The following is a 23,977-nucleotide window of genomic DNA, read 5'->3' on the forward strand; positions in this document are numbered from 1 at the left end:
CTTTCCCGCAACACTGGTGCGCGCGGCTAAATGTTGAGAGTGGCGTGGCGGGCGCTTTCCAGCTCTTCAATCATTTTTTTAGCGGCATTAGAAAGCGTACGACTGGTGTGGACGAGATATCCCAACGGGCGCTGGATGGGGGCGGTGTCTACATTGAGCTCTATGAGTTCGCTATCGATCATGTTTTCAGGTAGCAGGCTCCAGCCCAGGCCCACGCTACACATCATTTTCAGCGTTTCTAAATAGTTTGTTGCCATGCTGACGGGAAGCTGTAGGCCCACTTCGGCAAAACGTTGGCCAATCAAGGTGCGAGTAAAGGTTTTTGCACCTGGCAGCACGCAATTGAATTCACATAATTCAGTCAAGCTGAGCGGGCTGCTGGTGTGGCGGGTACGCTGCGCCAGTGGGTGGTCGGTGGCGCAGACAAAACACAGCCGGTCGCGCCATAGCTCTACCACGTGAAGCTGTTCAACGGGGTGGGGGGCGAGAGTGACTATCGCCATCTCCAGCGTGCCGTCGACCACTCCTTGGTAGGCTAGCTCTGAGTCCAGAAAGTGCAGGTCTAACGCCACTTCTGGGTGGCGGTGAGTGTACTGCTTTAATAGCGGCGGTAGACGGTGCAGGCCGATGTGGTGACTGGTAGCGAGCGTAAGCTTACCGCCTACTTGGCCGGAAAGATTGGCGAGTGCGCGGCGGCTATCTTCCACGGTAAACAGTATGTGCTGTGCTTTGGGAAGCAACACATTGCCCGCTTCGGTCAGCGCGATGCGCCGCCCGATGCGGTCAAATAACCGGGTGCCAAGTTGGTCTTCCAGAGTAGCGATGCGTTTGCTTACTGCAGGCTGCGTTAAATACAACTGTTCCGCCGCGCGGGAAAAGCTCTGGGTTTCGGCAACGGCCAGAAATGCTTGCAGGCTTTGAGTATCCACTTGCGACTCCCTGAACAGGTATTTATCACTAGGTATTTAATAGGTGCTACTGAATAAGCATTCCAGTTTGGAATCTAATCTATGAATAACATGAATTGCTTTTATGCGCGACTCGCGTGACACTGCCCATATAGTCACATAAGCAGCACGCAGAGGCTGCCATACCGAACTAGCAGGGCAATGCCCAGGAGAGCAACATGTCAGGTCAAACGCTTTACGACAAACTCTGGAATCAACATTTGGTGAAACAGCGTGACGACGGCACGGCGTTGATCTATATCGACCGCCAGTTGCTTCACGAAGTCACCTCGCCCCAGGCGTTTGAAGGACTGCGCTTGGCTAATCGCAAGCCCTGGCGTTTGGATGCTAACTTGGCAACGCCTGACCACAACGTGCCTACGACGGTAAAAGAGCGCGCTGAAGGCAATAGCGGTATTAAAGACCCGGTGTCGTTAATCCAAGTACAAACCTTGGACGATAACTGCCTTGAGTACGGCATCGAAGAGTTCAAAATTAACGACCCGCGCCAGGGTATCGTTCACGTGGTAGGCCCAGAGCAGGGCGCAACGTTGCCCGGTATGACCGTGGTGTGCGGCGACTCCCACACCGCTACCCACGGTGCGTTTGGTGCCTTGGCCCATGGTATTGGCACCTCAGAAGTTGAACACGTTATGGCGACCCAGTGCTTGCTGGCGCAAAAAATGAAGAACATGCAGGTGCGCGTAGAAGGTGAGCTTGGCCTGGGCGTGACCGCTAAAGACGTGGTGTTGGCGATTATTGGCAAGATTGGCACCGCTGGTGGTACGGGCTATGCCATTGAGTTTGCCGGTAGTGCGATTGAGTCGCTCTCTATGGAAGGCCGCATGACCGTATGCAACATGGCCATTGAAGCGGGTGCCCGTGTAGGCCTGATTGCCGTCGATGACACGACGATTGATTATCTGGCCGAGCGTCCCTTTGCGCCCACCGCACAGCAGTGGGAAGCCGCCGTAGCCGACTGGCGCACTCTGGTTTCCGATGCCGACGCGCAGTTCGATAAAGTGGTTACTCTGCAAGCTGAAGAGATCGAGCCCCAGGTCAGTTGGGGGACTAGCCCGGAAATGGTCACCGGTATTTCCGGCCAAGTGCCAGACCCCCAAGCCGCGTTGGATGACACCGTGCAGCGCAGTCACGCGCGCGCCCTCGAATATATGGGCTTGCAGGCAAACCAGAAAATTACCGATATCAAGCTCGATAAAGTATTTATCGGCTCCTGTACTAACTCGCGTATTGAAGATTTACGCGAAGCGGCCAAGGTAGCGAAAGGTAATAAAGTTGCTGGCTCTATTAAGCTTGCCATGGTGGTGCCGGGTTCTGGTTTGGTGAAACGCCAGGCAGAAGCAGAAGGCTTAGATAAAATCTTTATTGAAGCTGGCTTTGAGTGGCGTGAGCCGGGTTGTTCAATGTGCTTGGCAATGAATGCCGACAAGTTGGGCGCTGGTGAACACTGTGCATCAACGTCTAACCGCAATTTTGAAGGTCGCCAGGGTTACGGTGGTCGCACACATCTGGTGAGCCCTGCGATGGCCGCGGCGGCAGCGATTGCTGGTCACTTTGTTGATGTACGTACCTTACCCGCTAACGACACTAGCCACGCGCAGGAGGCCTAAGCCATGAAAAAGTTTGAACGTTTAGAAGGAATCGTAGCGCCGCTTGACCGTGCTAATGTCGATACCGACCTGATTATTCCGAAGCAGTTTTTGAAGTCGATTAAGCGCACAGGCTTTGGCGTGAACTTGTTTGATGAACTGCGCTACCTGGATGAAGGCCAGCCAGGACAAGACTGTTCGCAGCGTCCGCTGAACCCAGATTTTGTGTTGAACCAACCGCGTTACCAAGGTGCTGAAGTATTGCTGGCGCGCCGCAACTTTGGCTGTGGTAGTTCCCGTGAGCACGCCCCGTGGGCGCTGGAAGATTTTGGTTTCAAAGCAGTGATTGCGCCAAGCTTTGCCGATATTTTCTACAACAATGCTTTCAAAAACGGCATTCTGCTGATTACGCTAGAAGAAGACGTTGTTGACCGTCTGTTTACGGAAGTAGCAGGCAGCGAAGGCTATCAATTAGACGTAGATTTAGAAAATCAGCGGGTCATTACGCCCAGTGGCGAAATTCTCGAATTTGAGGTGGATGCGTTCCGGAAGCACTGCCTGCTGAACGGTCTGGACGATATTGGGATTACCCTGCAGGACGAAGACGCTATTCGCGCGTTTGAAGAAAAACATCGCCAGCAGCGCCCGTGGTTATTCCGTCAGCCTGCGTAAGTGTTCATTCACCTTCAACGTTTGAAATGCTAAGGAAATTGCATGACTCATAAGGTATTACTGCTGCCGGGTGACGGTATTGGCCCTGAAATTGCGGCCCAGGCGGCTCGCTTGCTGAAGGCCTGCCAGGAAGCTGGTTTGGATATCGACGTCGAAGAAGGCCTTGTCGGTGGCTCTGCTTACGATGTTCACGGTGAGCCACTGCCTGCTGAAACTCTTGAAAAAGCCAAGGCAGCCAGTGCTATTTTGCTGGGCGCTGTTGGTGGCCCCAAATGGGATACACTCGAAGACCTTTCCAAGCGTCCTGAAAAAGGCCTGTTAGGTCTGCGTAAAAACTTGGGTTTGTTCGGCAACCTGCGTCCGGCCATGCTTTATCCGCAGTTGGCTAGCGCTTCTAGCTTGAAGCCGGAGTTAGTGGCTGGGCTGGATATTATGATTGTCCGTGAGCTTACCGGTGGCATTTATTTCGGCCAGCCACGTGGCATTGAAGAGCGCAACGGCGAGCGGGTGGGTTTTAACACCTACATCTACTCTGAAAGCGAAATTGAGCGTATTGGTCGCGTCGCCTTTGAAATGGCTCAGAAGCGCGGCAAAAAACTCTGCTCGGTAGATAAAGCCAACGTGTTGGAAGTCACTATTCTGTGGCGTGAAGTGATGGAGCGTTTGGCACCAGAGTACCCGGATGTTGAGCTTTCCCATATGTACGTGGATAACGCCGCCATGCAGCTGGTGCGCGCGCCGAAACAGTTTGATGTGGTAGTGACGGGCAATATGTTTGGCGATATTCTTTCCGATGCCGCTGCCATGCTTACCGGCTCTATTGGCATGTTGCCTTCAGCATCGCTAAACGAGAGTGGGCAGGGCATGTACGAGCCTTGCCACGGTAGCGCGCCAGATATCGCTGGGCAGAATATTGCTAACCCGTTAGCGATGATGCTATCGGTCGCGATGATGTTGCGCTATTCATTGAATGAAACCGCCATGGCTGAGCGCATTGAAGCCGCTGTTGGCAGTGTGTTAGATGATGGCTTGCGTACTGCTGACATCGCCTCTGAAGGAACGCGCCGTGTCTCTACCGATGAGATGGGTGATGCCGTATTGGCGGCCTTCGCAAAAAATTAAATTATGTGTAAAGCGTGCTAACTAATTGACGCTGAAAGGTATTAACAGTCGGCCACCCTAAGGGTGGCCGACGTTGTGTCTAATATTTGTGTATAATATCGCTCTCATTCTTAGTTGGAGGACTTCACATGTTGAAAGTCGGTTTCGTGGGATGGCGTGGCATGGTTGGCTCAGTGCTGATGCAGCGCATGCAGGAAGATGGTGATTTTAACGGTATTGAACCGGTATTTTTCACCACCTCCCAAGTTGGTCAGCCTGGCCCCGATATCGGCGTGGACGTGCCTCCACTGAAAGATGCGTTTGATATTGATGCGTTAAAAGCACTGGACGTGGTGGTCACCTGTCAAGGTGGCGACTATACCAAGCCGGTTTATAAAGACTTACGTGAGGCGGGCTGGAAAGGCTACTGGATTGATGCGGCCAGCACCCTGCGTATGGAAGACGAAGCGACCATTATTCTGGATCCGGTCAATCGTAAGGTGATCGATAACCAGTTAGCGAAGGGTGCTAAAACCTTTGTCGGCGGCAACTGCACCGTGAGCCTGATGCTGATGGGCTTGGGTGGCTTGTTCGAAGCAGACATGGTCGAGTGGATGACTTCCATGACGTACCAAGCAGCTTCCGGTTCAGGCGCTAAGCACATGCGCGAGCTGTTGAACCAGATGGGTCAACTGCGCGACAGCGTAGGCGAAGAGCTTAAAGATACCTCTAGCGCGATTCTGGATATCGACCGTAAAGTGACTGCTGCGATGCGCAGTGGTGACTTTCCCACGGATAATTTCGGTGCACCGCTAGCGGGTAGCTTGCTGCCATGGATCGATACCAAGCTTGATAACGGCCAAAGCCGTGAAGAGTGGAAGGGCAGCGTTGAGACTAACAAGATCTTAGGTTTGCAAAACAACCCGATCCCCATCGATGGCCTTTGTGTGCGCATCGGTGCAATGCGTTCTCACAGCCAAGCGTTCACTATTAAGCTGAAGCAGGATGTGCCGCTTGATGAGATCGAAGACCGTATTGCTAAGCATAATGAGTGGGTTCAACTGATCCCGAACGACAAAGACGCTACAGTTGCTGGCCTAACGCCCGCTGCTGCGACTGGCACGCTGCAAGTACCGGTCGGTCGTATTCGCAAGCTGAATATGGGCGGCGAATACTTGTCAGCCTTCAGTGTTGGTGACCAGTTGTTATGGGGTGCTGCCGAGCCGCTCAAGCGTATGCTAAAGATCTTACGCGAGCAGTAGAGCACGCCACGCTTAAATAAAGGCGTTGATAAAAACGGGAAGCTGTTCGCAGCTTCCCGTTTTTTTATTCTCTGGGTGTGGTAAAAAGGAGGCAGAGTGTGATTTTGCTAAGTAAATGTAAGAAAGTGTGGCTTGGCCGCAACCAAATAAAAGGCAGCAGAGGCCTTTATGAGAAAACAGTTAACAGGGATGTTGGGGCTATCGCTGAGCGCTATTAGCCCGCTGGCAGTGGCGCTTGGGTTGGGCCAGGCAACGGTAAGTTCGCCGTTAGATGCGCCGCTTGAGGCCACTGTGCCGCTTCAGGAAAGCGAGCATTTCGCGCTGAGTGATTTACGTGTCGACCTGGCAAACGAATCGGCGTTTAGAGCGCTGGGGTTGGAGTGGACACCCCTTACGGCAAGTATCAGTGTTCAGGTTCAAGAGCAGCCAGCTGGGCATCGACTTTTGCTGCGCTCTTCCCAGGCAGTTCATGAGCCATGGTTGGATCTACTGTTAACGATTTCTTCGCCAGAAGGGCGGCAGACGCGCGCTTTAACGCTGTTGTTTGATCCACCTGAATACGCGTTAGGTAGCCCTGTTGACGCCATTGGCTCGGCCGAAGCGACCAGCAGCGCAGCCGCTTCTATGGCATCGGCCGCACGCGATATTGTCTACGTAGCCAGTGGCGATACTCTTTGGAGCGTTGCCGCAAGGGTGAAGCCAGCCGATGTAACCATTCAACAAATGATGACGGCGCTCTTAGCAGCTAATCCCGCTGCGTTTCCCACTGGCAATGTAGATGAACTCCGTGCGGGCCAGACGCTCAATATCCCTACCCGTCAACAGGTTGCGTCACGAACGTCCAGCAATGCTGCCCCGGCGATTCAAGCGATGCGTCAGCCTGTAGACCGTCAGGTTGAGCCCCAAGAAAAACCTGAAAGCCATAGTGATTCGAGCGTGGAGCAGGCAGGCGAGCCAACCATGGAAAGTGTCGACCAGGGCACTAATCCATCCCCGCAAACATCCGATACTGTCGCCATCGAGCAAATGCTCGCTGAACAGCTGTTGGAGAGCCAGGATAGGCTGCTAGCGGCGCTTGACGAGCGCGAAGAAATGCGTGATGAGCTAGTCATGCTGCGTCAAGAGGTGGTGTCGCTAACACAAGCATTGAGTGCGTCTCAGCGCGAGCTTCAGCAAGCTCAAGAAATATCTGATGCGCTGGCGGGGAGTGCCGCGCTGATGGCAAACAGCCATACACCTAACGAGATGCCTAACCTGAACCGTTCGCAGAGTGCGTCAGACACGATTGTTGAGCGCATTACCGCCTATCAATGGCCGCTTGCTAGTACTGCGTTAGCGCTTTTGTTGGGAGCGCTAGTATGGTCTCGCAGACGTCGCGAACGGCAGTGGGAAGATGTTCCGCCCACTTCATTAGTTTATAACGCTGATACGATGCCAACTGCTACGTTTTCACCTACTACGTCTTCACCTACTACGTCTTCATCTACTACGTCTTCATCTACTACAGAACCACCCGCGCGGGATTCATCAACAGCCGATACAGTACCGGCTAACAGTGAGCCAGTACCGATAGTTGAGGCCGGACGGCAGGAGAAGACGTCTTCGCCTTCAGTCATGGGGAGCAGCCAATATGGGCGGAAGAGCGTCGAGGAACGCTGGGAAATCGAAGAGGTGGCATTTGAGCCACGACGTCGGGATAATGGCACACCCTAACTATCTTCTATGTGACGTGGCTTCATGACGCTGTTTTACCATTTTGACGAAACAAAGCCCTTAACGGGGCGCCTAGCGATGGGCATTGAATATGATGGTACGCGCTTTTGCGGCTTTCAGCGTTTGAAGCACGCAGCTTCAGTTCAGCAAGCGGTGGAAGATGCGCTGGAAAAAGTGGCCAGCGCCCCAGTGCGTATTCATGCCAGTGGTCGAACCGATTCTGGCGTGCATGCCACCCGTCAGATCATCCATTTTGACCCGCCTGTTCAGCGTTCTGAAAAAGCCTGGATTTTTGGCAGCAACACCAACCTTCCTAGAGACGTCGCTGTGCGCTGGGTAAAACCTGTGTCCGATGACTTCCATTCCCGCCTGGGCGCACTTGGGCGTCGCTATCGTTATATTTTGTTGAATCAAATTAGCCGTCCGGTGTTAGAACGCCACAACGTAACTTGGTGTCGAGATCCGCTAGATGCCGATGCTATGCATCGGGCGGCACAGGCTTTAGTAGGCGAACATGACTTCAGCAGCTTTCGAGCGGCGGGCTGCCAGTCCAAAACGCCTTGGCGGCAAATGCACTTTGTAGAAGTGAAACGCTATGGGCCAATAGTGGTCATTGATATTCAGGGCAATGCTTTTTTGCACCACATGATTCGCAATATTGCGGGGGCGCTGGTCAGCGTAGGGCGCGGCTCACAAGATGAAGGGCACATTGCGCGCCTGCTGGCACTGAAGAATCGCCGAAAAGGCGATGTCACTGCACCAGCCTGTGGCCTTCATTTCGTAGACTCACTTTATGACGAACGATTTGATCTGCCCAAAGAGCCGTTAGGCCCCAACCTGCTCGCATTTACCGGTGAGTGGACCGGGGAACGTCAGTTACCTGATAATCCGCGCATTGCGGCACGGCGCAAGTTGACGTTTAAGAGTCAGACGCCTTTAAACCAAGAGTCAGCGCCTTCAGAGCAGCAGGAGACCCCATTATGAACGCGCGTTCTGGTCGTACACGGATTAAATTCTGTGGCTTAACTCGCCATGAGGACGTCGCGCTGGCAGCATCGCTTGGTGTGGATGCGCTTGGCTTCGTGATGTGGCCTAAGAGCGCCCGCAGCATAACGCCTGCTGTGCTGGAAGAGTTGGCAGTGGAAGTACCTGCCTTTGTGACGCGTGTGGGGTTGTTTGTTAATCAGCCCGCTGAATTCATTGAGCAGTGCTTACCTTACTTGGATTTAATTCAGTTTCATGGTGAAGAGCCTGCCTCGTTCTGTCAGCAGTTTGGACGGCCTTGGATTAAAGCACTGCGCATGCGTGATGATATCGACCTGCATCAGGCGGCGGCTGACTACTCGCTTGCGCAGGCGCTGCTATTAGATGCCTATCGACCTGGTATCCCAGGGGGAACGGGAGAGACGTTTGATTGGTCTAGAATCCCCGCAACCTTAGAAAAACCTGTTATCCTGGCTGGTGGGTTAACGGCTGATAATGTGGCTTCTGCGGTTAACCAAGTAATGCCTTATGCTATTGATGTCTCTGGTGGTATAGAAATATCTCATGGCATAAAAGATGCCGAGTTAATGGCATCTTTTGTTCAAAATGTGGCGTTAGCCTGCGCCCATTAAGCTCATTGCGTAGCGTACCCGACAGGGTGACTACGCCTCATTGTTAGTTCATTTATTGTTTGCCTGTTCTGGCGATCTTGTGAGGTATGCCTGTGACTGTCTCAGCGACTGAAACCAAGTTCAGCGACCTGACCCGAATGCCGGATGCCCGTGGTCATTTTGGCCCCTACGGCGGCCGGTTTGTGTCGGAAACCCTGAGCTTTGCCCTGGAAGAGTTAGAGCAGACCTACCTGAGTCTGCGTGATGATCCCGATTTCCAGGCTGAGTTTGACCGTGATCTTGCCCATTATGTGGGGCGTCCTTCGCCGCTTTACCATGCAGAGCGTTGGTCACAGTCGTTAGGTGGCGCGCAAATTTGGTTGAAGCGTGAAGACTTGAACCACACAGGTGCCCACAAGGTTAATAACACCATTGGCCAAGCGCTGTTAGCCAAAAAAACCGGCAAGCCCAGGGTTATTGCTGAAACCGGAGCAGGCCAGCACGGTGTTGCTACGGCGACTGTGGCAGCTCGCTTAGGCCTGGAATGTGACGTTTATATGGGGGCGGCAGACGTTCAGCGCCAGAAGCTGAACGTTTATCGTATGCGCCTGTTGGGTGCACGTGTAATTCCGGTCGAATCAGGCACTCGTACGCTTAAAGACGCAATGAATGAAGCCTTGCGTGATTGGGTCACCAATGTTGATAACACGTTTTACATTATCGGCACCGTGGCGGGTCCGCACCCTTATCCGCAGTTGGTGCGTGATTTCAACTCGGTAGTGGGGCGTGAGGCGCGCCAACAGTCATTAGCGCAAATTGGGCGTTTGCCAGATGCGCTAATTGCCTGTGTGGGCGGTGGTTCCAACGCCTTGGGCCTATTCTATCCCTTCGTCGAAGATGATGCGGTGGCGATGTACGGTGTCGAAGCCGGTGGCGATGGTATCGAAACAGGCCGACATGCCGCGCCGCTTTCGACTAATGCGCCGCGTGGTGTTTTGCATGGCAACCGAACTTACTTGATGTCTGACGAAGCGGGACAAGTGTCTGACACGCACTCGATTTCTGCTGGCCTCGACTACCCAGGGGTTGGGCCTGAACACGCGCTGTGGAAAGATGTTGGGCGAGTTAACTACGTAGCCGCAAACGATAAAGAAGTGCTGGAAGCGTTTCGTGAACTGACGCACATGGAAGGGATTATGCCAGCATTGGAATCGGCCCATGCGCTTGCTCATGCGAAGGTGCTGGCACCGACCATGCGCCCTGACCAGCATATCGTGGTCAACCTTTCTGGTCGTGGTGATAAAGATATCATGACCGTTGCGAACATCGATGGCATTGAGTTTTAAGGGCTAGCATGAACCGTATTGACCAGCGTTTTTCCGAATTAAAAGAGCAGGGTCGTAAGGCCCTGATTCCTTATATTACCGCCGGTGACCCTGCGCCTCAGTACACTGTGGGCTTTATGCATGCCCTAGTAGAGGCGGGGGCTGATATTATTGAGCTTGGCGTGCCGTTTTCAGACCCAATGGCCGATGGCCCGGTGATTCAAAAGGCCTGTGAGCGCGCGCTTAAGCAGGGCACTCGCTTGGTTGACCTGCTGGATATGGTCGCTGAGTTCCGCCAAGTGGATGCTAAAACGCCTATCGTGTTGATGGGGTATCTCAATCCGATAGAGCGGATTGGCTATGAAACGTTTGCTGATAAAGCGGCAAGCGTTGGCGTTGATGGCGTGCTCGTGGTAGATATGCCGCCTGAAGAGGCTGATGAGTTCGGCCCGCTGTTAAAAGCCCGCGATTTAGCAGCGATTTTCTTGGTTGCGCCTACCACTTCCAATGCTCGTGCCGCTACAATATGCGCCCACGGTGAGGGCTATCTCTATTATGTTTCGCTTAAGGGCGTTACCGGTGCTGCTACACTCAATGCTGACGATGTGGCAGAGCATCTCGCGCCCTTGCGCGAAATGACCGATTTGCCATTATGTGTTGGCTTCGGTATCCGCGATGGTGTGACTGCCGCTGAAGTGGCGAAAGTCGCTGATGGTGTGATTGTTGGCAGTGCGCTAGTGAACCGCATTGCAGAGAGCGTTGACGCACCTGAAACCATTGCTGGTCAGCTTAAAAGCGTGTTGGGCGAAATGCGCACCGCGATGGATGCCTAAGCGCATTCCCTCATCGTCTACACTGAATTGATTGACGACACTCATCAAGCTTGGCGTTGCTAAGCATGACGTATACGGAAACTTTTTGATATGAGCTGGTTAGACAAGATTGTGCCCTCCATGGGGCGTATCCAGCGTAAAGACCGTCGCGCCAGCGTGCCCGATGGCCTCTGGCGTAAATGTCCCAAGTGCGAAGCGGTTCTCTATCTCCCTGAGCTTGAGAAGCACCACAGCGTCTGTCCCAAGTGCGACCACCATTTACGGTTGACCGCGCGTAAACGTTTGGACTGGTTTTTGGATAAAGAGGGGCGACAAGAGATCGCGGCTGAGATTGAGCCTAATGATCGCTTGAAATTTCGCGACTCTAAAAAATACAAAGACCGCTTAACGGCTGCCCAAAAAGAGACCGGTGAAAAAGATGCGCTGGTCGCTATGCGTGGCGAGCTAGACGGGCTCCCGGTTGTGGCTGTTGCTTTTGAATTTACCTTTATGGGTGGCTCAATGGGGGCGGTTGTGGGCGAGAAGTTTGTCCGCGCGGCAACCATTGCACTTGAAGAGCGACTTCCGCTGATCTGCTTTGCCGCTTCTGGTGGGGCACGGATGCAAGAAGCACTGTTTTCACTCATGCAGATGGCCAAAACCTCGGCAGCGCTTGAAAAGCTTAAGCAGTCGGGTGTGCCTTACATTTCTGTTCTGACAGATCCAGTGTTTGGCGGGGTATCCGCATCGCTAGCGATGCTGGGCGATCTAAATATCGCCGAGCCCAATGCCTTGATTGGTTTTGCTGGCCCGCGCGTTATTGAACAAACCGTCCGTGAAACGCTGCCGGAAGGTTTTCAGCGCAGTGAATTTCTGCTGGAACACGGCACCGTAGATATGATTGTGCATCGTCATGAAATGCGTGCTCGTGTTGGTGGTGTGCTGCGTAAGCTGACTCATAATATCGCGCTACCTACCGAAGGTGATGTCAGTGACGACGCATCGATTGACGAGCCGTTGGTTGATGAAGCGCCAATAGCCGATGCTGTAGATGCAACAGACGTTGATACGCCTGAAACGCATAGCGAAGCCAGCACCGTTAAGAGCGACGATTCGACCCGCAATGCCTAAGTCTATAGCCCCTGAATCTTTAGCTTCTGACTCTTTAACTCCAGGGTCTTTAGCCGAATGGCTGCACTACCTTGAAACCCTACACCCCGTAGGGATTGATATGGGGCTTGAGCGCGTAGCAGAAGTTGCCAAGCGCATGGGGTTACTAAACAGCCCGATTGCACCACAGGTGATTACGGTGGCAGGTACGAATGGCAAGGGGTCAACCCTTGCCATGATGGATGCTGTCGCACGCACGCACGGTTTGCGGGTGGGGACTTATACTTCGCCCCATCTAGTACGCTATAACGAGCGTGTCACGATCAATGGTGACCATGCTGACGACCAGCGGCTAATGACTGGTTTCTCTCGCGTAGAGGAAGCTAGGCTACAAACGCCTGAAATTAGCTTAACCTATTTTGAGGCGGGAACGCTGTGCGCCCTCTGGTGCCTAGCACAGGAAAACCTCGACTTAGCGCTGCTCGAAGTTGGTCTGGGTGGGCGATTAGATGCTGTCAATATCATTGATGCAGACGTTGCTATTGTTACCACCATTGCTCAGGATCATGCCAATTTTTTGGGGTCTGATATTGCCCAAATTGGCCGAGAAAAAGCAGGCATCTTTCGTGCTGCAAAACCCGCTGTATTGGGCAGTCGACTGCTTCCCAGCAGTGTAGCAGAGGCTGCCAATGCAATTGCCGCTCCTGTTTACTGTCTTGGTGAAGCTTTTAGCCACTCAATTACTGATGACTCTGCCGCTGATAGCCTGTCTGAATGGAGCTGGAGTGGGCTGAGCTGCCAGGGAGAGGTTATTTCTCTGGCAGGCCTTCCTGATCCCGGTTTGCCAATTGATAATGCAGCAACGGCTCTCCAAGCATTGACACTTAGCGGATTAGTGGTGAATGCAGACGCATGCCGCCGTGCGTTTCATGGGGTGCAAGTGCCAGGACGTATGCAGTGGATAGGGCAGTGGTGCTTGGATGTCGGGCATAATCCTCATGCAGCCGATTATGTCGCTAGGCGACTCCCATCGGTGCCTGAGGGTGGTCGGCAGTGGGCGTTGATCGGCATGCTCAATGATAAAGACGCTGATGGTGTTATTAGTGCTTTGCTACCCCGCATTACTGACTGGGTATGCGTGACGTTGGAGGGCGAGCGTGGTCGGTCAGCTGCCGAGCTGGCGGGGCGTATCACATCTTTGGGTGGGCGTGTGCATCATTGCGCCAGTTCCCCAGAGGCCGGAGTACAGATAATGGCTGAGCAGTTGGCACCCTCCGACCGAGTGTTAGTTACCGGCTCGTTTTTTACAGTTGCGGCCTTGTTGGAAATAACACTGCCGCAAGCTTAATCGGCCTAACCGTTGTGCTCGCTAAGCTTGATGGAGAGGGATATGAAATACGGTAAAACGGAACGCATCAGTGGTATTGTCATTTTACTCGCGTTGCTGGCGATTTTCGTGCCGTGGTTGATGAGTGATCCTGCTCCCCGAGAAGAGCGCCCTCAGCCTACGTTTGTTATTGAACGGCCTGTAGAGGCAACACAGCAAGATGTTCCGGCTCCGCAAATGCCGTCATCCATCAACACGTCCTCAAGTGAAGGTCGTTCTGTAGATAGCGCGGTCAATAGTGTGCCAATTGATGCCAATCCAAGGCAGCCTCAAACCGGTCAAGCCAGTAGCTCTAACGCGCAGAGTGCTGGAGCAAATGATCCAATTGCTGAGTTAATGGCTGCAAATAACCGTAATAACGCGTCTACAAGTTCTTCTGCCAGCTCTTCTAGCACTGCTGCTGGTCCAGCATCTTCTTCCCAAGGCGAGTGGGCCGTTCAAGTGGGAAGCTTTGGTAATGCGGATAACGCGCAGCGGCTAAGTGATCAGCTTACTCAGGCGGGGTTTAGCGCTTATCTACGCGAGCGTGATAATAACCTCACCTCTGTTTATGTTGGGCCATATGCGACGTCTGAAGATGGTGAGTCTGCGATGGCGATTATTAAGCAGCGTGCCAATGTACAGGGCTTGTTAGTGCGAGTGAGAAATTAACTTATGGCACTTACTTGGATAGACGCGCTTTTCCTGGCGGTGCTAGCACTTTCCATGCTGGCCGGCTTTACGCGCGGATTTGTCAGGGAAGCTCTTGGGCTGGCCGCATGGGTAGTCGCCTTGTTGGTAGCGCGGGTCTTGGCAGAGCCGGTGGCGGATCTAATGAGCGGGTTCATCGACAGTTTCGATGCGCGCTTAGTGTTGGCATTTATTTTAGTGATTTTTGCAGTCATTTTACTTTGTGGGATTGTGATCCGCCTCGTTCATGCGGCGGTAGAGTGGGTCGGTATGGGGTTGCTTAACCGCTTTGCGGGAGCTGCCTTTGGGCTTGCTCGTGGCGCTGTCATTTTATTGGTGGCAACCGTCCTTATTACACTAACGCCCTTAGCTGAGCTACAGGCTTGGCAAGAAGCTGAGCTACGGCCGACGTTTATTGAGCTGCGCGATTGGGCGGTAAGCCAGTTAGATCAATGGGAGCGGGAGCTGCCACAAGCACCTGACTCGCTTCGCGATATTTCGTTGCCAGATTTCCGCGCTCAGGAAGAGCTAGTTCCACAGCCTTTTACGCCAACATCTGAGAATGGTGGCCAGTGAGTCACTGCTTAATGTTGGCTCAACGCGACGTGATGTTTAGTTAGTAATACAGTTAGCTGCTGTCTACCAATGCCCGCTTTTGCGATCGAAAAATAGGCAGTGGCTCACATTCGTTTGATGAACGTACGGGTTTGCTACGGTGAACCATGGCACTAAAGCGAGGTAACTTGAATGTGCGGTATAGTGGGCCTTCTGGCCAAGCAGGCGGTAAATCAGGGAATCTACGATGCTCTGACCGTACTTCAGCATCGGGGCCAGGACGCTGCCGGCATGATGACTTGGAGCGAGGGACGCTTCCTACTGCGCAAGAGTAACGGGCTGGTGCGAGATGTGTTCCATACCCGCCACATGGCTCGCCTAAAAGGTAACCTTGGCATTGGTCACGTACGTTATCCAACCGCTGGTTCCTCTAGTGAAGCTGAGTCTCAGCCGTTTTATGTCAATTCCCCCTACGGTATTGCGCTGGCTCACAACGGTAACCTGACTAACTCTGAGCAGTTAAAGCAAGAACTTTTCTCGACTGACCTTCGTCACATCAATACCAGCTCTGATTCTGAAGTTTTGCTAAACGTATTTGCCCATGAGCTGGGTAAGCAGGGTCTGCACCTGGAAGCCGAGGATATTTTTGATGCCGTTCGTAGAGTGCACCGGCGCTGCAAAGGCGGCTACGCGGCGGTCGCGATCATTAACGGTTTTGGCATGGTGGCATTTCGGGATCCTCATGGTATTCGTCCCGTGGTATTTGGTACTCGCCAAAGTGACGAGGGCCAGGAGGTCATGATTGCTTCGGAATCCGTCGCCCTAGATGTAGGTGGCTTTGAGCTGGAGCGTGACCTTTCACCAGGTGAAGCGATTTTCGTCGACATGCAGGGACAGATTCACACCCAGGTGTGTGCTGATCGACCTGTGTTGACTTCCTGTATTTTTGAGCATGTTTACCTGGCGCGCCCCGACTCTATTCTTGATGGTGCCTACGTGTATGGCACGCGTATGCAAATGGGACGCAAACTTGGCGACCGCATTCTTAACGAATGGCCTGATCACGATATTGACGTTGTCATTCCAATTCCCGATACGTCGCGCACCTCTGCCCTTGAGATGGCTCAGCACTTGGGTGTGACCTACCGCGAAGGGTTTATGAAGAACCGCTATATTGGCCGTACGTTTATTATGCCGGGCCAAACGCAGCGTAGAAAATCGGTGCGTCAAAAATTGAACGCCATTGATGTCGAATTCAAAGGCAAAAATGTGCTGCTGGTGGATGACTCTATTGTGCGAGGAACCACCTGTAAGCAGATTATTCAGATGGCTCGCGATGCAGGGGCTCGTAAAGTGTATTTCGCTTCTGCTGCTCCGCCCGTTCGCTACCCCAATGTCTATGGCATTGATATGCCAGCAGCAAAAGAACTGATTGCGCATGGCCGCACAGAAGAAGAGGTTGGCCAACTGATTGGTGCAGATCGAATTTTCTATCAAGACCTGGAAGATTTGAAAGCAGCTTGCCGTGAGGTTAATCCTGAGATGGATGAGTTTGATTGCTCAGTCTTCGACGGTAACTACGTCACTGGCGATATTGATGATGCCTACTTGGCGGTGCTTGAAGCGAGTCGTAATGACGCGGCTAAAGATCAAAGTGCGGGCGACCATGCGCTAGTGGATATGCATAACCAAGATGATGATGATCTTGACGACTAATGCCGCTTAATAGCTCGTATTACAACTTTTATTGACGTTTTAAAAGGTGCTCAGCCATGCATGATGATAGTCACCAGGATGATTGGTCGCTAGAGACCCTTGCCATTCGCGCGGGCCATCACCGTACGTTTGAGCAAGAGCATGCCGAGCCCATTTTTCCCACTTCAAGCTTTGTTTACGAAAGCGCGGCTGAAGCCGCGCGCAAGTTTGGGGGGCAGGAGCCGGGCAACGTCTATTCGCGCTTTACTAATCCTACTGTGCATACGTTCGAGCGCCGTTTGGCGGCGCTTGAAGGTGGTGAGCGGTGCGTGGCAACAAGTTCGGGTATGTCGGCCATTTTATCGACGGCGTTGGCACTGCTAAGTGCCGGCGATGAAATTGTTGCATCTCGGTCGCTGTTTGGTTCTACCGTGAGTTTGTTTGACAAATACCTGGGAAAATTTGGCATCACGACTCGTTATGTAGAGCTATCTAACGTTTCTGCCTGGGAAGAGGCCATCGGCCCAAATACTAAACTGTTGTTTGCGGAAACACCTTCCAATCCACTGTCTGAAGTCGCAGATATTCCAGCATTAGCTGAACTTGCTAAGCGTAGTGGTGCACTTTTGGCGATTGATAACTGCTTCTTAACACCGGCACTTCAGCAGCCAATTGCACTTGGCGCTGACTTAGTTATCCATTCAGCAACGAAGTATCTGGATGGCCAGGGACGTGCTGTGGGTGGCGCAGTGGTTGGTAAACACGACGTATTGGAAGAAGTGTTTGGTGTGGTACGTACTTGCGGGCCTTGCCTGAGCCCCTTTAATGCGTGGATTTTCACCAAAGGTCTTGAAACCTTATCGTTGCGCATGAAAGCGCATTGCGAAAATGCGCTGACTTTGGCGCTCTGGTTAGATCAACACCCGGCCGTTAATAAAGTGTATTACAGTGGTTTAGAAGCCCACCCTCAGCATGCGCTTGCCAAAAAACAGCAGCAAGGGTTTGGGGCCGTATTAGGCTTTGAAGTGATAGGTGGCCAAAAAGGGGCTTGGCAAGTGATTGATGCAACGCGCATGCTGTCCATCACTGGCAATCTAGGGGATGTTAAAACGACGATTACCCATCCGGCTACCACCACCCATGGGCGTCTTTCTGATGCGCAGAAAGATGCTGCGGGCATCACGCCAGGGCTGATTCGCGTAGCGGTAGGGTTGGAAAGCCAAGCTGATATTCAGCATGATCTTGCCGCTGGCCTGGATGCTTTGGCGGCTAGCTGAGCGATTCAAATAGCGTTTTGATAATCCGGCCATTCGTGGCCGGTTTTTTATTGCTTGTTTGGCTAACGATATTGTTTTTAATACGGCTTTTTACGAATGGTTTTTAACAAACGTTTTTTACGAATGGTGTGTTCTGCTTTTTTCAGCAGTGTTTTGATTAGCAAGACGGTATGCTTTATATAAGTATGTACTTACAGCGGGCATGAGCTATCGCTGTTGTAAATGAGGAAATCAAGGATGTGGCGGAACACGCAGAGTGGTTGGGGAGTCATTAGTATTACTCTTCACTGGCTAAGTGCATTAACCATTGTAGGGTTGTTTGCTTTAGGTTGGTGGATGACAGATCTTGGCTACTACGATACATGGTATAACCAAGCGCCGTGGGTGCATCGCTCGATTGGTATCTTGTTATTAATAGCTACCTTTGCTCGCTTGGTATGGCGCTTGATTCAACCAACGCCTCATGCAGAGGGTAGTCGCTTTGAACGTCTAGCTGCCCATGCTGGGCATATAATGTTATATGTCTTGTTATTGTTAGTGCTTGTTAGTGGCTATTTGATTTCTACTGCCAACGGGCGCGGAATTAGTGTGTTTGATTGGTTTGAAGTGCCAGCGCTGCTCCACGGGCTTCCTGATCAAGCTAGTCTGGCAGGCGATGTTCACTGGTACAGCGCCCTGGCACTTATGGTATTGGCCGCAGGGCACGCGCTAGCCGCTATGAAGCATCATTGGTGGGATCGCCATTCGACACTCGTGCGGATGGTTAACCCTGCTCATGGCCGCAAGCGGTAATGGAATTTTTTTGTCCACTGCGCTGATAGTTTGCTCGTAGTGTTTATTAGGAAAATAAAGGAGATTTCCACGATGTTAAAGAAAACCGCTTTTGCTACTGCAATTGCCGCCGCTTCGCTAGCGACGTTCAGCCAAGCGCAAGCAGCAGAATATCAAATTGACACTGAAGGCCAGCACGCCTTTGTTCAATTCAAAATTAGCCACCTCGGCTTTTCCTATATTCTGGGTACTTTCGAAGAGTTTGACGGTCAATTCTCTTATGACCCAGAAGATTTAGAGGCCTCTTCTGTAGAAATGGAAGTGCAGGTGAGCAGCCTGAACACTAATCATGCAGAGCGTGATCGTCACTTCTTGAGCAGCGATTTTCTTGATGCCAGCGAATATCCTACGGCAACTTTCACTTCAACAGGTTTTGAATCAACGGGTGAAAATGAAGGCGTCGTAACCGGTGAGCTAACGCTTCATGGTGAGACACAAGAAATTGAAATGCCTGTTACCTTAATGGGTGAAGGTGATGACCCCTGGGGCAATTACCGTGCAGGTTTTGAAGGCAGCACCATGTTAACACTGGATGATTTCGGCATTGATATGAACGACTTCCCAGAATCAATGCACGAGCTGGAGCTTTACGTGACGTTTGAAGGCATTCGTCAGTAAGCGAGTGTAAGCAAAAAGCGCCATCACCCTTGCCTGGGTGATGGCGCTTTTGCGTTGGGAGTTACTAGAAACAACTTACATCTCGTAGGTTGTAAGTATTGTTAACTAGGTGGCGTTCACCGTTATCTACTCTGTTTTGAGGATTTCTCTTTGGCAGCGGTCATTATGCAGCAACGCGAGCTGGCGATAACCTTATGGCGTCAAACGTGGCCGATGGCCATTGGCGTGTTGGCGCTATTGGGTTTCCAGCTTGTAGATAGTGCTTTTATTGCCCGTTTGGGAACAGCGCCCTTGGCCGCTCAGTCGTTTACCTTTCCTTTGTCATTTCTGATTATTGGTATTCAAGTGGGAATGGGGATCGCGATTGCGGCGCTGATTTCCCGAGCTCTAGGGGCTGGAGAAGAGAGTAGAGCGAAGCAGTTAGGTAGTCTGGTGCTAATTGCCGGTGGGCTTGTCATCGGTCTATTAACTGTAGTGCTCTGGTTTCTTCAAGTACCCATATTCAGGTTGCTAGGTGCCGATGATAGCGCGCTGGTCTATATTCGCGCTTACTGGGGGCCACAGCTATTTTCGGCTTGGCTAGGCGCGCTGCTCTATTTTATCTATAGCGTGTTTCGTGCTCACGGCGATACACGGCTGCCAGGTAAGATGATGGTGCTTAGTAGCCTTGTTAATCTGGGATTGGATCCGCTATTTATTTTTGGTATTGGTTCTTGGCAGGGGTGGGGGCTAGCGGGCGCGGCTTGGGCGACCGCCATTGCATTTTTTGTGGGGCTGTTATTCAGCAGTATTAAACTAAAGCATCGAAAGTGGACGACGAATACCGCACTATGGCAAGAAGCTAGGCGCTCGTGGCGGCTTTTTACCGGTATTGCTGCTCCTGCTATGGTTAGCCAGTTGATGCCGCCACTGGCGGCGATGTTGGCGATTGCGGCTGTTGCTAGCCTAGGAGATACCCAAGTGGCGGCTTGGGGACTTGCCAGCCGCCTAGAAACGGTTTCGCTGATGGTGATATTGGCGATGACGATGTCGCTACCACCATGGCTTGGGCGTTGCTATGGCGCGGGCGACTGGGGACAGATTCAGCAACTGATGCGCTTGGCAGTGAATGTCGCGTTGATATGGCAGCTTAGCCTGGGGCTGTTGCTGGCGCTGGCTTCACCCTGGGTGGCTATGGTGTTAGCCGGGAACCAGGAGGTGCAAAGTGAGCTCGCGCTGCTAATTCGCTTTTTGTTGCCAAGTTATGCTGCGCTGGGCGTGTGTATGCTGGTGGTGTCTGCAGGTAACGCTCTTGGCTGGCCACTTAGAGCAATGCTGCTTTCAAGCGCACGCTTGTTTATTTGCTATCTACCTTGTTTATGGTTGGGTGCGCAGTTGTTTGGCTGGACAGGCTTAGCCGCTGGTGCGGCATTGGGTAACGTGTTGGCAGGTATGGTTGCTTGGATAGTGCTCAAGCGCATTTTATCCCGCCCGCATCGGCAGGCGGGATTCAGCAAGTAATGCAGTTTAGTGCTTCTTGGGGGCTTCCTGGAACGAGAAGTACATAAACAGTAATGCCATGCCCAAGTAACCCATGACAAATTCAGGCGCCGCGTTGAAGGCCAGTTTTGGGGCGTGCATCAGTCCTACAAATGAGAAGCCTGCCGCAATGGCGGCGAATGCGGCTGCACGCCGGAACTGATGATCGATCACCGATACTGTCATGGCCCCTAGGAAGATGGCCATAAACATCGCACCTTGTCCCATGACAACAATGGCACTGGAAATATCGCTGACGACGTCACCAGCACCCCGGTTGAAGCGTGTCATTACGTAGTTGGCAAAGTAGGGCAGCATCGCCAGCGCAATGGCCGGATAATAGCGGGTATCGTTCGCTTGAAATGCAGTGGCTATCATCGACATGCCGACAAATACCAAGATAGGGGCCACTACTGAGACCGGAATAATGGCCGCTAAGGCAGCGATCAGACCAAACATGGTGGCGAGGGCATAAACGGCACCGTTTAAAATGCTGTAGCCTCGTCCTGCCCCCATCCACTTCGCGCCCACCGTTGCGATATAAACAGTTGTCGGGAATACGCCGCCAAATAGAGCGCCGATCATCGTGCCTGCTCCATCCACTGCCTGGCACTCGCGCACATCGTATTTATCGCCAGCCGCTTCCATCGCTTCAACGTTATTCATGGTTTCAATAGCGTTATAGAGGGTGATGGGGAGCACGACGGTAAGTACGGCTAGCATGCCGGTAAACAGCAAGCCTAGCCCTTCATACCATGCCAAATTAGGCAGTAGGGGGTAGAACCCTAAATGTGTAAAAGCATCGCTAAAGCGTTCACTGCCCGCATCGCCAATCAAATATGCCATCGCAGTACCGACCACAATGGCAAACAGCGATGTCGGTAGCTTAAATGGCATGCTGACGCGGGCCACAAGACCAACAATGATAATGCCGAGCACCAGAAGTCCAATGATAGGCATTTCCAGGGTTTTAAATAGCATCTCACCGGCAATAAAGGTGAGTGCGACGCCAGCAACAGCGCCCAACATGGCCGCCCGTGGGAGGTGATACTGCACCCAGCGGCCAATAATGCTAATCAAGGCTTCTATTGCGCCGCTAATAAAGCAGGCGGCCACGGCAACTTTCCAGGCTAATTCCGCGTCACCGGTTAACTGCTTGGCGGGGAGCAATACGCCGAATAGAAACACAAACATGACCGGTGTGGAGATGCCGTAGGAGAGCGCGGTGACATCGCTGCGGTTTTCTTTGCGTGCGAGCCTAGCGGCACTCCATGCGTAATAAAAATTGCCTGCCATGACTGCCACTGCGGCACCAGGTAACACCTGACCATACACAATGGATGTGGGGAACCCCATGCCCAGCATGGTAATTGCGATAATGACAAAGTTGGCAATATTGTTTTGAAACAGCGCGAAGAACGCGTCGGTATCTTCTTTTTTGTACCACGGATAGTGAGTGCCGACAGCCGCCATGATAGGCCTCTTAGTTATGGTGTGTTGTATACAAGGCTATGCTGAGTGTGCCGAAGATTTGACTGATCGGTCAAGCATTGCGTTGTAGCGGACGCCGCACGGGCGCCCCAGGCTCTGGCGGCAAGCGGGCAATTGTACATAACAATCGCTTGCCTGTTCAGTGGCTTATCTTCAATTCATCTACAAAAACGCCCAGGCAATTTGCCTGGGCGTTTTAGCTGTTAACACTAAGGTTAACAACTCACTGGCGTTATTCGTTAACGGCAGCGATGGCTTTAGCGAGGTAAGGTAAATTCTCGTGTGAGAATCCTGCAACGTTGGCACGGCCAGAGCGCACCATGTAAATACCGAATTCGTCACGCAGGCGGTCTACTTGCTCGGGGGTTAAACCGGTGTAAGAGAACATGCCACGCTGTTCTGCAACGCATGCATACTTTTCATCAAGGCCGTAAGGCTTAAGGGCTTCAACGAAGTCGCGACGCAGCGTATTGATGCGATCACGCATTTCGGTCAGCTCTTCACGCCACATTGCAGACAGCTCAGCGTCGTGGAGAATTTCGCTAACAATCGCGCCGCCGTGGGCTGGAGGGTTAGAGTAGTTCTCACGGGCCACAATGGCAGCCTGAGAGCGAACGTTCTCCATCTGCTCGGCGTCTTTTGCAATCAGGATCAAGCAGCCAGTGCGTTCGCAGTAAATGCCAAAGTTCTTTGAGCAGGAACTGGTGATGATAACTTCATCAAGGTTTTCAGCCAGCAGACGAACACCATAGGCATCTTCGTCCAGGCCTTCCCCGAAACCTTGGTAAGCAAAGTCAACCAATGGCAGTAGTTTGCGCTCTCTCAGTACCGCCATTACTTCTTGCCACTGATCTTTGGACAGGTCAAAGCCGGTCGGGTTGTGGCAGCAAGCGTGAAGTACCACAACGTCGCCTTCAGGAATCTTTTTCAGTGCTGCTAACATACCATCGAAATCAAGGCGGTTGTCAGCATCAACGTAGGGGTACTTGTGAAGTTCGATACCTGCAGCGGTGAAAATGCCGTGATGGTTTGGCCAAGTAGGATCGCTGACCCAGATTCCTTTTCCAGGAAGCTGGTGAGCAATAAAGTCAGCGGCTAAGCGTAGTGCACCTGTTCCACCAGGAGACTGGGTAGCGCTCGCGCGGTTGGCTTTCAATACGGAAGAATCTGTACCTAATACCATAGGCAGCACAGCATCACCGTAAGCAGGGGCACCGTGAGAGCCAATATAGGTCTTGGTGGTTTCATTCTTGAGCAGGCGAGCTTCTGCTTCCTTGACAGCGCGCATGACCGGCGTATTGCCTTGTGCATCGCGATATACGCCAACCCCTAAATCGACTTTCTGGGGATTGGTGTCTTTTTTGAAAGCTTCGATCAGCCCGAGAATGGCATCTCCTGGGACTCGCTCAATTTGCTCAAACATTTATTCGGCTACCTCGTCGGTTCTGGCGGCAAGAATGAAATCATTAAGATGCAGGCCCTTTATTGCATGAGACCACCATGTCACGGTGGTTTTACCCCACTCAGTAACAATGACAGGATGGTGCCCAGCCTGCTCTGCTATATCGCCAACGCGCTGGGTGAATGCCAGGGCATCGGCAAAGTTGCGAAACGTAAACTGTCTCGTCAGCTTCATGATGCCATCGTGGTCAACAATCTGCCACTCTGAAAGTGCTTCTAGATGGGGTTGGCATGCGCTATAAGTGAGCGGTATGGCGTTGCTACTGCAAGGTTCACAGGTTTTCTGAGCAAGCGTTGTCATGTGTTGCCTCCTTTTAAAATTGCTCTT

The 23,977-nt window shown here is 52.4% G+C and carries 22 protein-coding genes; 18 read left to right on the top strand and 4 right to left on the bottom strand.

What is annotated here, in order from left to right; all coding sequences use genetic code 11:
- Positions 1–26: 26 nt before the first annotated feature.
- Positions 27–929 carry a LysR family transcriptional regulator gene (locus tag J4377_RS07780; protein ID WP_038483699.1) on the bottom strand — a complete coding sequence of 301 codons (903 nt, stop codon included), beginning with the start codon at positions 927–929 and terminating at the stop codon, positions 27–29.
- 197 nt (positions 930–1,126) lie between these two features.
- Between J4377_RS07780 and leuC the strand changes: the two genes are divergently transcribed.
- The 18 genes from leuC to J4377_RS07870 all read left to right on the top strand — a co-directional run bounded on the left by leuC (position 1,127) and on the right by J4377_RS07870 (position 20,679).
- A complete protein-coding gene (gene leuC / locus J4377_RS07785; protein WP_038483701.1) occupies positions 1,127–2,578 on the top strand; it encodes a 3-isopropylmalate dehydratase large subunit in 1,452 nt (483 codons plus the stop codon).
- Positions 2,579–2,581: 3 nt separating this feature from the next.
- Positions 2,582–3,229 (top strand): 3-isopropylmalate dehydratase small subunit, encoded by a 648-nt coding sequence (gene leuD / locus J4377_RS07790; protein ID WP_038483703.1) that lies wholly within the window; start codon positions 2,582–2,584, stop codon positions 3,227–3,229.
- Between the two features lie 42 nt (positions 3,230–3,271).
- A complete protein-coding gene (leuB, locus tag J4377_RS07795) occupies positions 3,272–4,351 on the top strand; it encodes a 3-isopropylmalate dehydrogenase (protein WP_038483705.1) in 1,080 nt (359 codons plus the stop codon).
- Between the two features lie 128 nt (positions 4,352–4,479).
- The gene (gene asd, locus J4377_RS07800) at positions 4,480–5,592 is read left to right on the top strand and encodes an aspartate-semialdehyde dehydrogenase (protein WP_038483707.1); all 1,113 of its coding nucleotides are present in this window, start codon (positions 4,480–4,482) and stop codon (positions 5,590–5,592) included.
- A 168-nt stretch (positions 5,593–5,760) separates the two neighbouring features.
- Positions 5,761–7,305: a FimV family protein gene (locus tag J4377_RS07805; protein WP_253487841.1), complete on the top strand. Its 1,545-nt coding sequence runs from the start codon at positions 5,761–5,763 to the stop codon at positions 7,303–7,305.
- Between the two features lie 24 nt (positions 7,306–7,329).
- Positions 7,330–8,289, top strand: a complete 960-nt coding sequence (gene truA, locus J4377_RS07810) for a tRNA pseudouridine(38-40) synthase TruA (protein ID WP_038483709.1) — start codon at positions 7,330–7,332, stop codon at positions 8,287–8,289.
- Positions 8,286–8,921, top strand: coding sequence for a phosphoribosylanthranilate isomerase (locus tag J4377_RS07815; protein ID WP_038483711.1), 636 nt, complete (start codon positions 8,286–8,288; stop codon positions 8,919–8,921). The genes truA and J4377_RS07815 overlap by 4 nt, the downstream gene beginning before the upstream one ends.
- Before the next feature lie 86 nt (positions 8,922–9,007).
- On the top strand, positions 9,008–10,246 hold the full coding sequence (gene trpB, locus J4377_RS07820; protein ID WP_038483713.1) for a tryptophan synthase subunit beta: 1,239 nt from the start codon (positions 9,008–9,010) through the stop codon (positions 10,244–10,246).
- An 8-nt stretch (positions 10,247–10,254) separates the two neighbouring features.
- Positions 10,255–11,058, top strand: a complete 804-nt coding sequence (gene trpA / locus J4377_RS07825; RefSeq protein WP_009723460.1) for a tryptophan synthase subunit alpha — start codon at positions 10,255–10,257, stop codon at positions 11,056–11,058.
- 90 nt (positions 11,059–11,148) lie between these two features.
- Positions 11,149–12,168, top strand: a complete 1,020-nt coding sequence (gene accD, locus J4377_RS07830) for an acetyl-CoA carboxylase, carboxyltransferase subunit beta (protein WP_038483715.1) — start codon at positions 11,149–11,151, stop codon at positions 12,166–12,168.
- A complete protein-coding gene (gene folC / locus J4377_RS07835) occupies positions 12,161–13,495 on the top strand; it encodes a bifunctional tetrahydrofolate synthase/dihydrofolate synthase (RefSeq protein ID WP_120387044.1) in 1,335 nt (444 codons plus the stop codon). The genes accD and folC overlap by 8 nt, the downstream gene beginning before the upstream one ends.
- Before the next feature lie 42 nt (positions 13,496–13,537).
- On the top strand, positions 13,538–14,185 hold the full coding sequence (locus J4377_RS07840; RefSeq protein WP_120387043.1) for an SPOR domain-containing protein: 648 nt from the start codon (positions 13,538–13,540) through the stop codon (positions 14,183–14,185).
- Between the two features lie 3 nt (positions 14,186–14,188).
- Entirely contained in the window at positions 14,189–14,779 is a 591-nt protein-coding gene (locus tag J4377_RS07845) for a CvpA family protein (protein ID WP_038483719.1), read from the top strand.
- Positions 14,780–14,950: 171 nt separating this feature from the next.
- Positions 14,951–16,474, top strand: coding sequence for an amidophosphoribosyltransferase (purF, locus tag J4377_RS07850; RefSeq protein ID WP_038483721.1), 1,524 nt, complete (start codon positions 14,951–14,953; stop codon positions 16,472–16,474).
- Between the two features lie 56 nt (positions 16,475–16,530).
- Positions 16,531–17,730 (top strand): O-succinylhomoserine sulfhydrylase, encoded by a 1,200-nt coding sequence (locus tag J4377_RS07855; RefSeq protein ID WP_120387042.1) that lies wholly within the window; start codon positions 16,531–16,533, stop codon positions 17,728–17,730.
- Positions 17,731–17,967: 237 nt separating this feature from the next.
- A complete protein-coding gene (locus J4377_RS07860) occupies positions 17,968–18,522 on the top strand; it encodes a cytochrome b (RefSeq protein WP_038483725.1) in 555 nt (184 codons plus the stop codon).
- A gap of 72 nt (positions 18,523–18,594) precedes the next feature.
- Positions 18,595–19,179: a YceI family protein gene (locus J4377_RS07865; RefSeq protein WP_253487843.1), complete on the top strand. Its 585-nt coding sequence runs from the start codon at positions 18,595–18,597 to the stop codon at positions 19,177–19,179.
- 165 nt (positions 19,180–19,344) lie between these two features.
- Positions 19,345–20,679 carry an MATE family efflux transporter gene (locus J4377_RS07870; protein WP_253488125.1) on the top strand — a complete coding sequence of 445 codons (1,335 nt, stop codon included), beginning with the start codon at positions 19,345–19,347 and terminating at the stop codon, positions 20,677–20,679.
- A 6-nt stretch (positions 20,680–20,685) separates the two neighbouring features.
- Here J4377_RS07870 and J4377_RS07875 read toward each other — a convergent pair whose 3' ends face one another.
- The 3 genes from J4377_RS07875 to J4377_RS07885 all read right to left on the bottom strand — a co-directional run bounded on the left by J4377_RS07875 (position 20,686) and on the right by J4377_RS07885 (position 23,950).
- Entirely contained in the window at positions 20,686–22,170 is a 1,485-nt protein-coding gene (locus tag J4377_RS07875; protein ID WP_038483730.1) for a uracil permease, read from the bottom strand.
- 250 nt (positions 22,171–22,420) lie between these two features.
- A complete protein-coding gene (locus tag J4377_RS07880; protein ID WP_253487845.1) occupies positions 22,421–23,611 on the bottom strand; it encodes an amino acid aminotransferase in 1,191 nt (396 codons plus the stop codon).
- Complete coding sequence (locus J4377_RS07885) at positions 23,612–23,950, bottom strand: 4a-hydroxytetrahydrobiopterin dehydratase (protein ID WP_038483733.1); 339 nt, start codon at positions 23,948–23,950, stop codon at positions 23,612–23,614.
- Positions 23,951–23,977 lie beyond the last annotated feature (27 nt).

This window comes from Halomonas sp. XH26, assembly GCF_024138895.1.
In the GTDB taxonomy this organism is placed as follows: Bacteria; Pseudomonadota; Gammaproteobacteria; order Pseudomonadales; family Halomonadaceae; genus Vreelandella; species Vreelandella alkaliphila.

Coding starts and splice junctions, on each gene's coding strand:
- leuC (WP_038483701.1), top strand. CDS start 1,127: ATGTCAGGTCAAACGCTTTACGACAAACTCTGGAATCAACATTTGGTG.
- leuD (WP_038483703.1), top strand. CDS start 2,582: ATGAAAAAGTTTGAACGTTTAGAAGGAATCGTAGCGCCGCTTGACCGT.
- leuB (WP_038483705.1), top strand. CDS start 3,272: ATGACTCATAAGGTATTACTGCTGCCGGGTGACGGTATTGGCCCTGAA.
- asd (WP_038483707.1), top strand. CDS start 4,480: ATGTTGAAAGTCGGTTTCGTGGGATGGCGTGGCATGGTTGGCTCAGTG.
- J4377_RS07805 (WP_253487841.1), top strand. CDS start 5,761: ATGAGAAAACAGTTAACAGGGATGTTGGGGCTATCGCTGAGCGCTATT.
- truA (WP_038483709.1), top strand. CDS start 7,330: ATGACGCTGTTTTACCATTTTGACGAAACAAAGCCCTTAACGGGGCGC.
- J4377_RS07815 (WP_038483711.1), top strand. CDS start 8,286: ATGAACGCGCGTTCTGGTCGTACACGGATTAAATTCTGTGGCTTAACT.
- trpB (WP_038483713.1), top strand. CDS start 9,008: ATGCCTGTGACTGTCTCAGCGACTGAAACCAAGTTCAGCGACCTGACC.
- trpA (WP_009723460.1), top strand. CDS start 10,255: ATGAACCGTATTGACCAGCGTTTTTCCGAATTAAAAGAGCAGGGTCGT.
- accD (WP_038483715.1), top strand. CDS start 11,149: ATGAGCTGGTTAGACAAGATTGTGCCCTCCATGGGGCGTATCCAGCGT.
- folC (WP_120387044.1), top strand. CDS start 12,161: ATGCCTAAGTCTATAGCCCCTGAATCTTTAGCTTCTGACTCTTTAACT.
- J4377_RS07840 (WP_120387043.1), top strand. CDS start 13,538: ATGAAATACGGTAAAACGGAACGCATCAGTGGTATTGTCATTTTACTC.
- J4377_RS07845 (WP_038483719.1), top strand. CDS start 14,189: ATGGCACTTACTTGGATAGACGCGCTTTTCCTGGCGGTGCTAGCACTT.
- purF (WP_038483721.1), top strand. CDS start 14,951: ATGTGCGGTATAGTGGGCCTTCTGGCCAAGCAGGCGGTAAATCAGGGA.
- J4377_RS07855 (WP_120387042.1), top strand. CDS start 16,531: ATGCATGATGATAGTCACCAGGATGATTGGTCGCTAGAGACCCTTGCC.
- J4377_RS07860 (WP_038483725.1), top strand. CDS start 17,968: ATGTGGCGGAACACGCAGAGTGGTTGGGGAGTCATTAGTATTACTCTT.
- J4377_RS07865 (WP_253487843.1), top strand. CDS start 18,595: ATGTTAAAGAAAACCGCTTTTGCTACTGCAATTGCCGCCGCTTCGCTA.
- J4377_RS07870 (WP_253488125.1), top strand. CDS start 19,345: ATGCAGCAACGCGAGCTGGCGATAACCTTATGGCGTCAAACGTGGCCG.
- J4377_RS07875 (WP_038483730.1), bottom strand. CDS start 22,170: ATGGCGGCTGTCGGCACTCACTATCCGTGGTACAAAAAAGAAGATACC.
- J4377_RS07880 (WP_253487845.1), bottom strand. CDS start 23,611: ATGTTTGAGCAAATTGAGCGAGTCCCAGGAGATGCCATTCTCGGGCTG.
- J4377_RS07885 (WP_038483733.1), bottom strand. CDS start 23,950: ATGACAACGCTTGCTCAGAAAACCTGTGAACCTTGCAGTAGCAACGCC.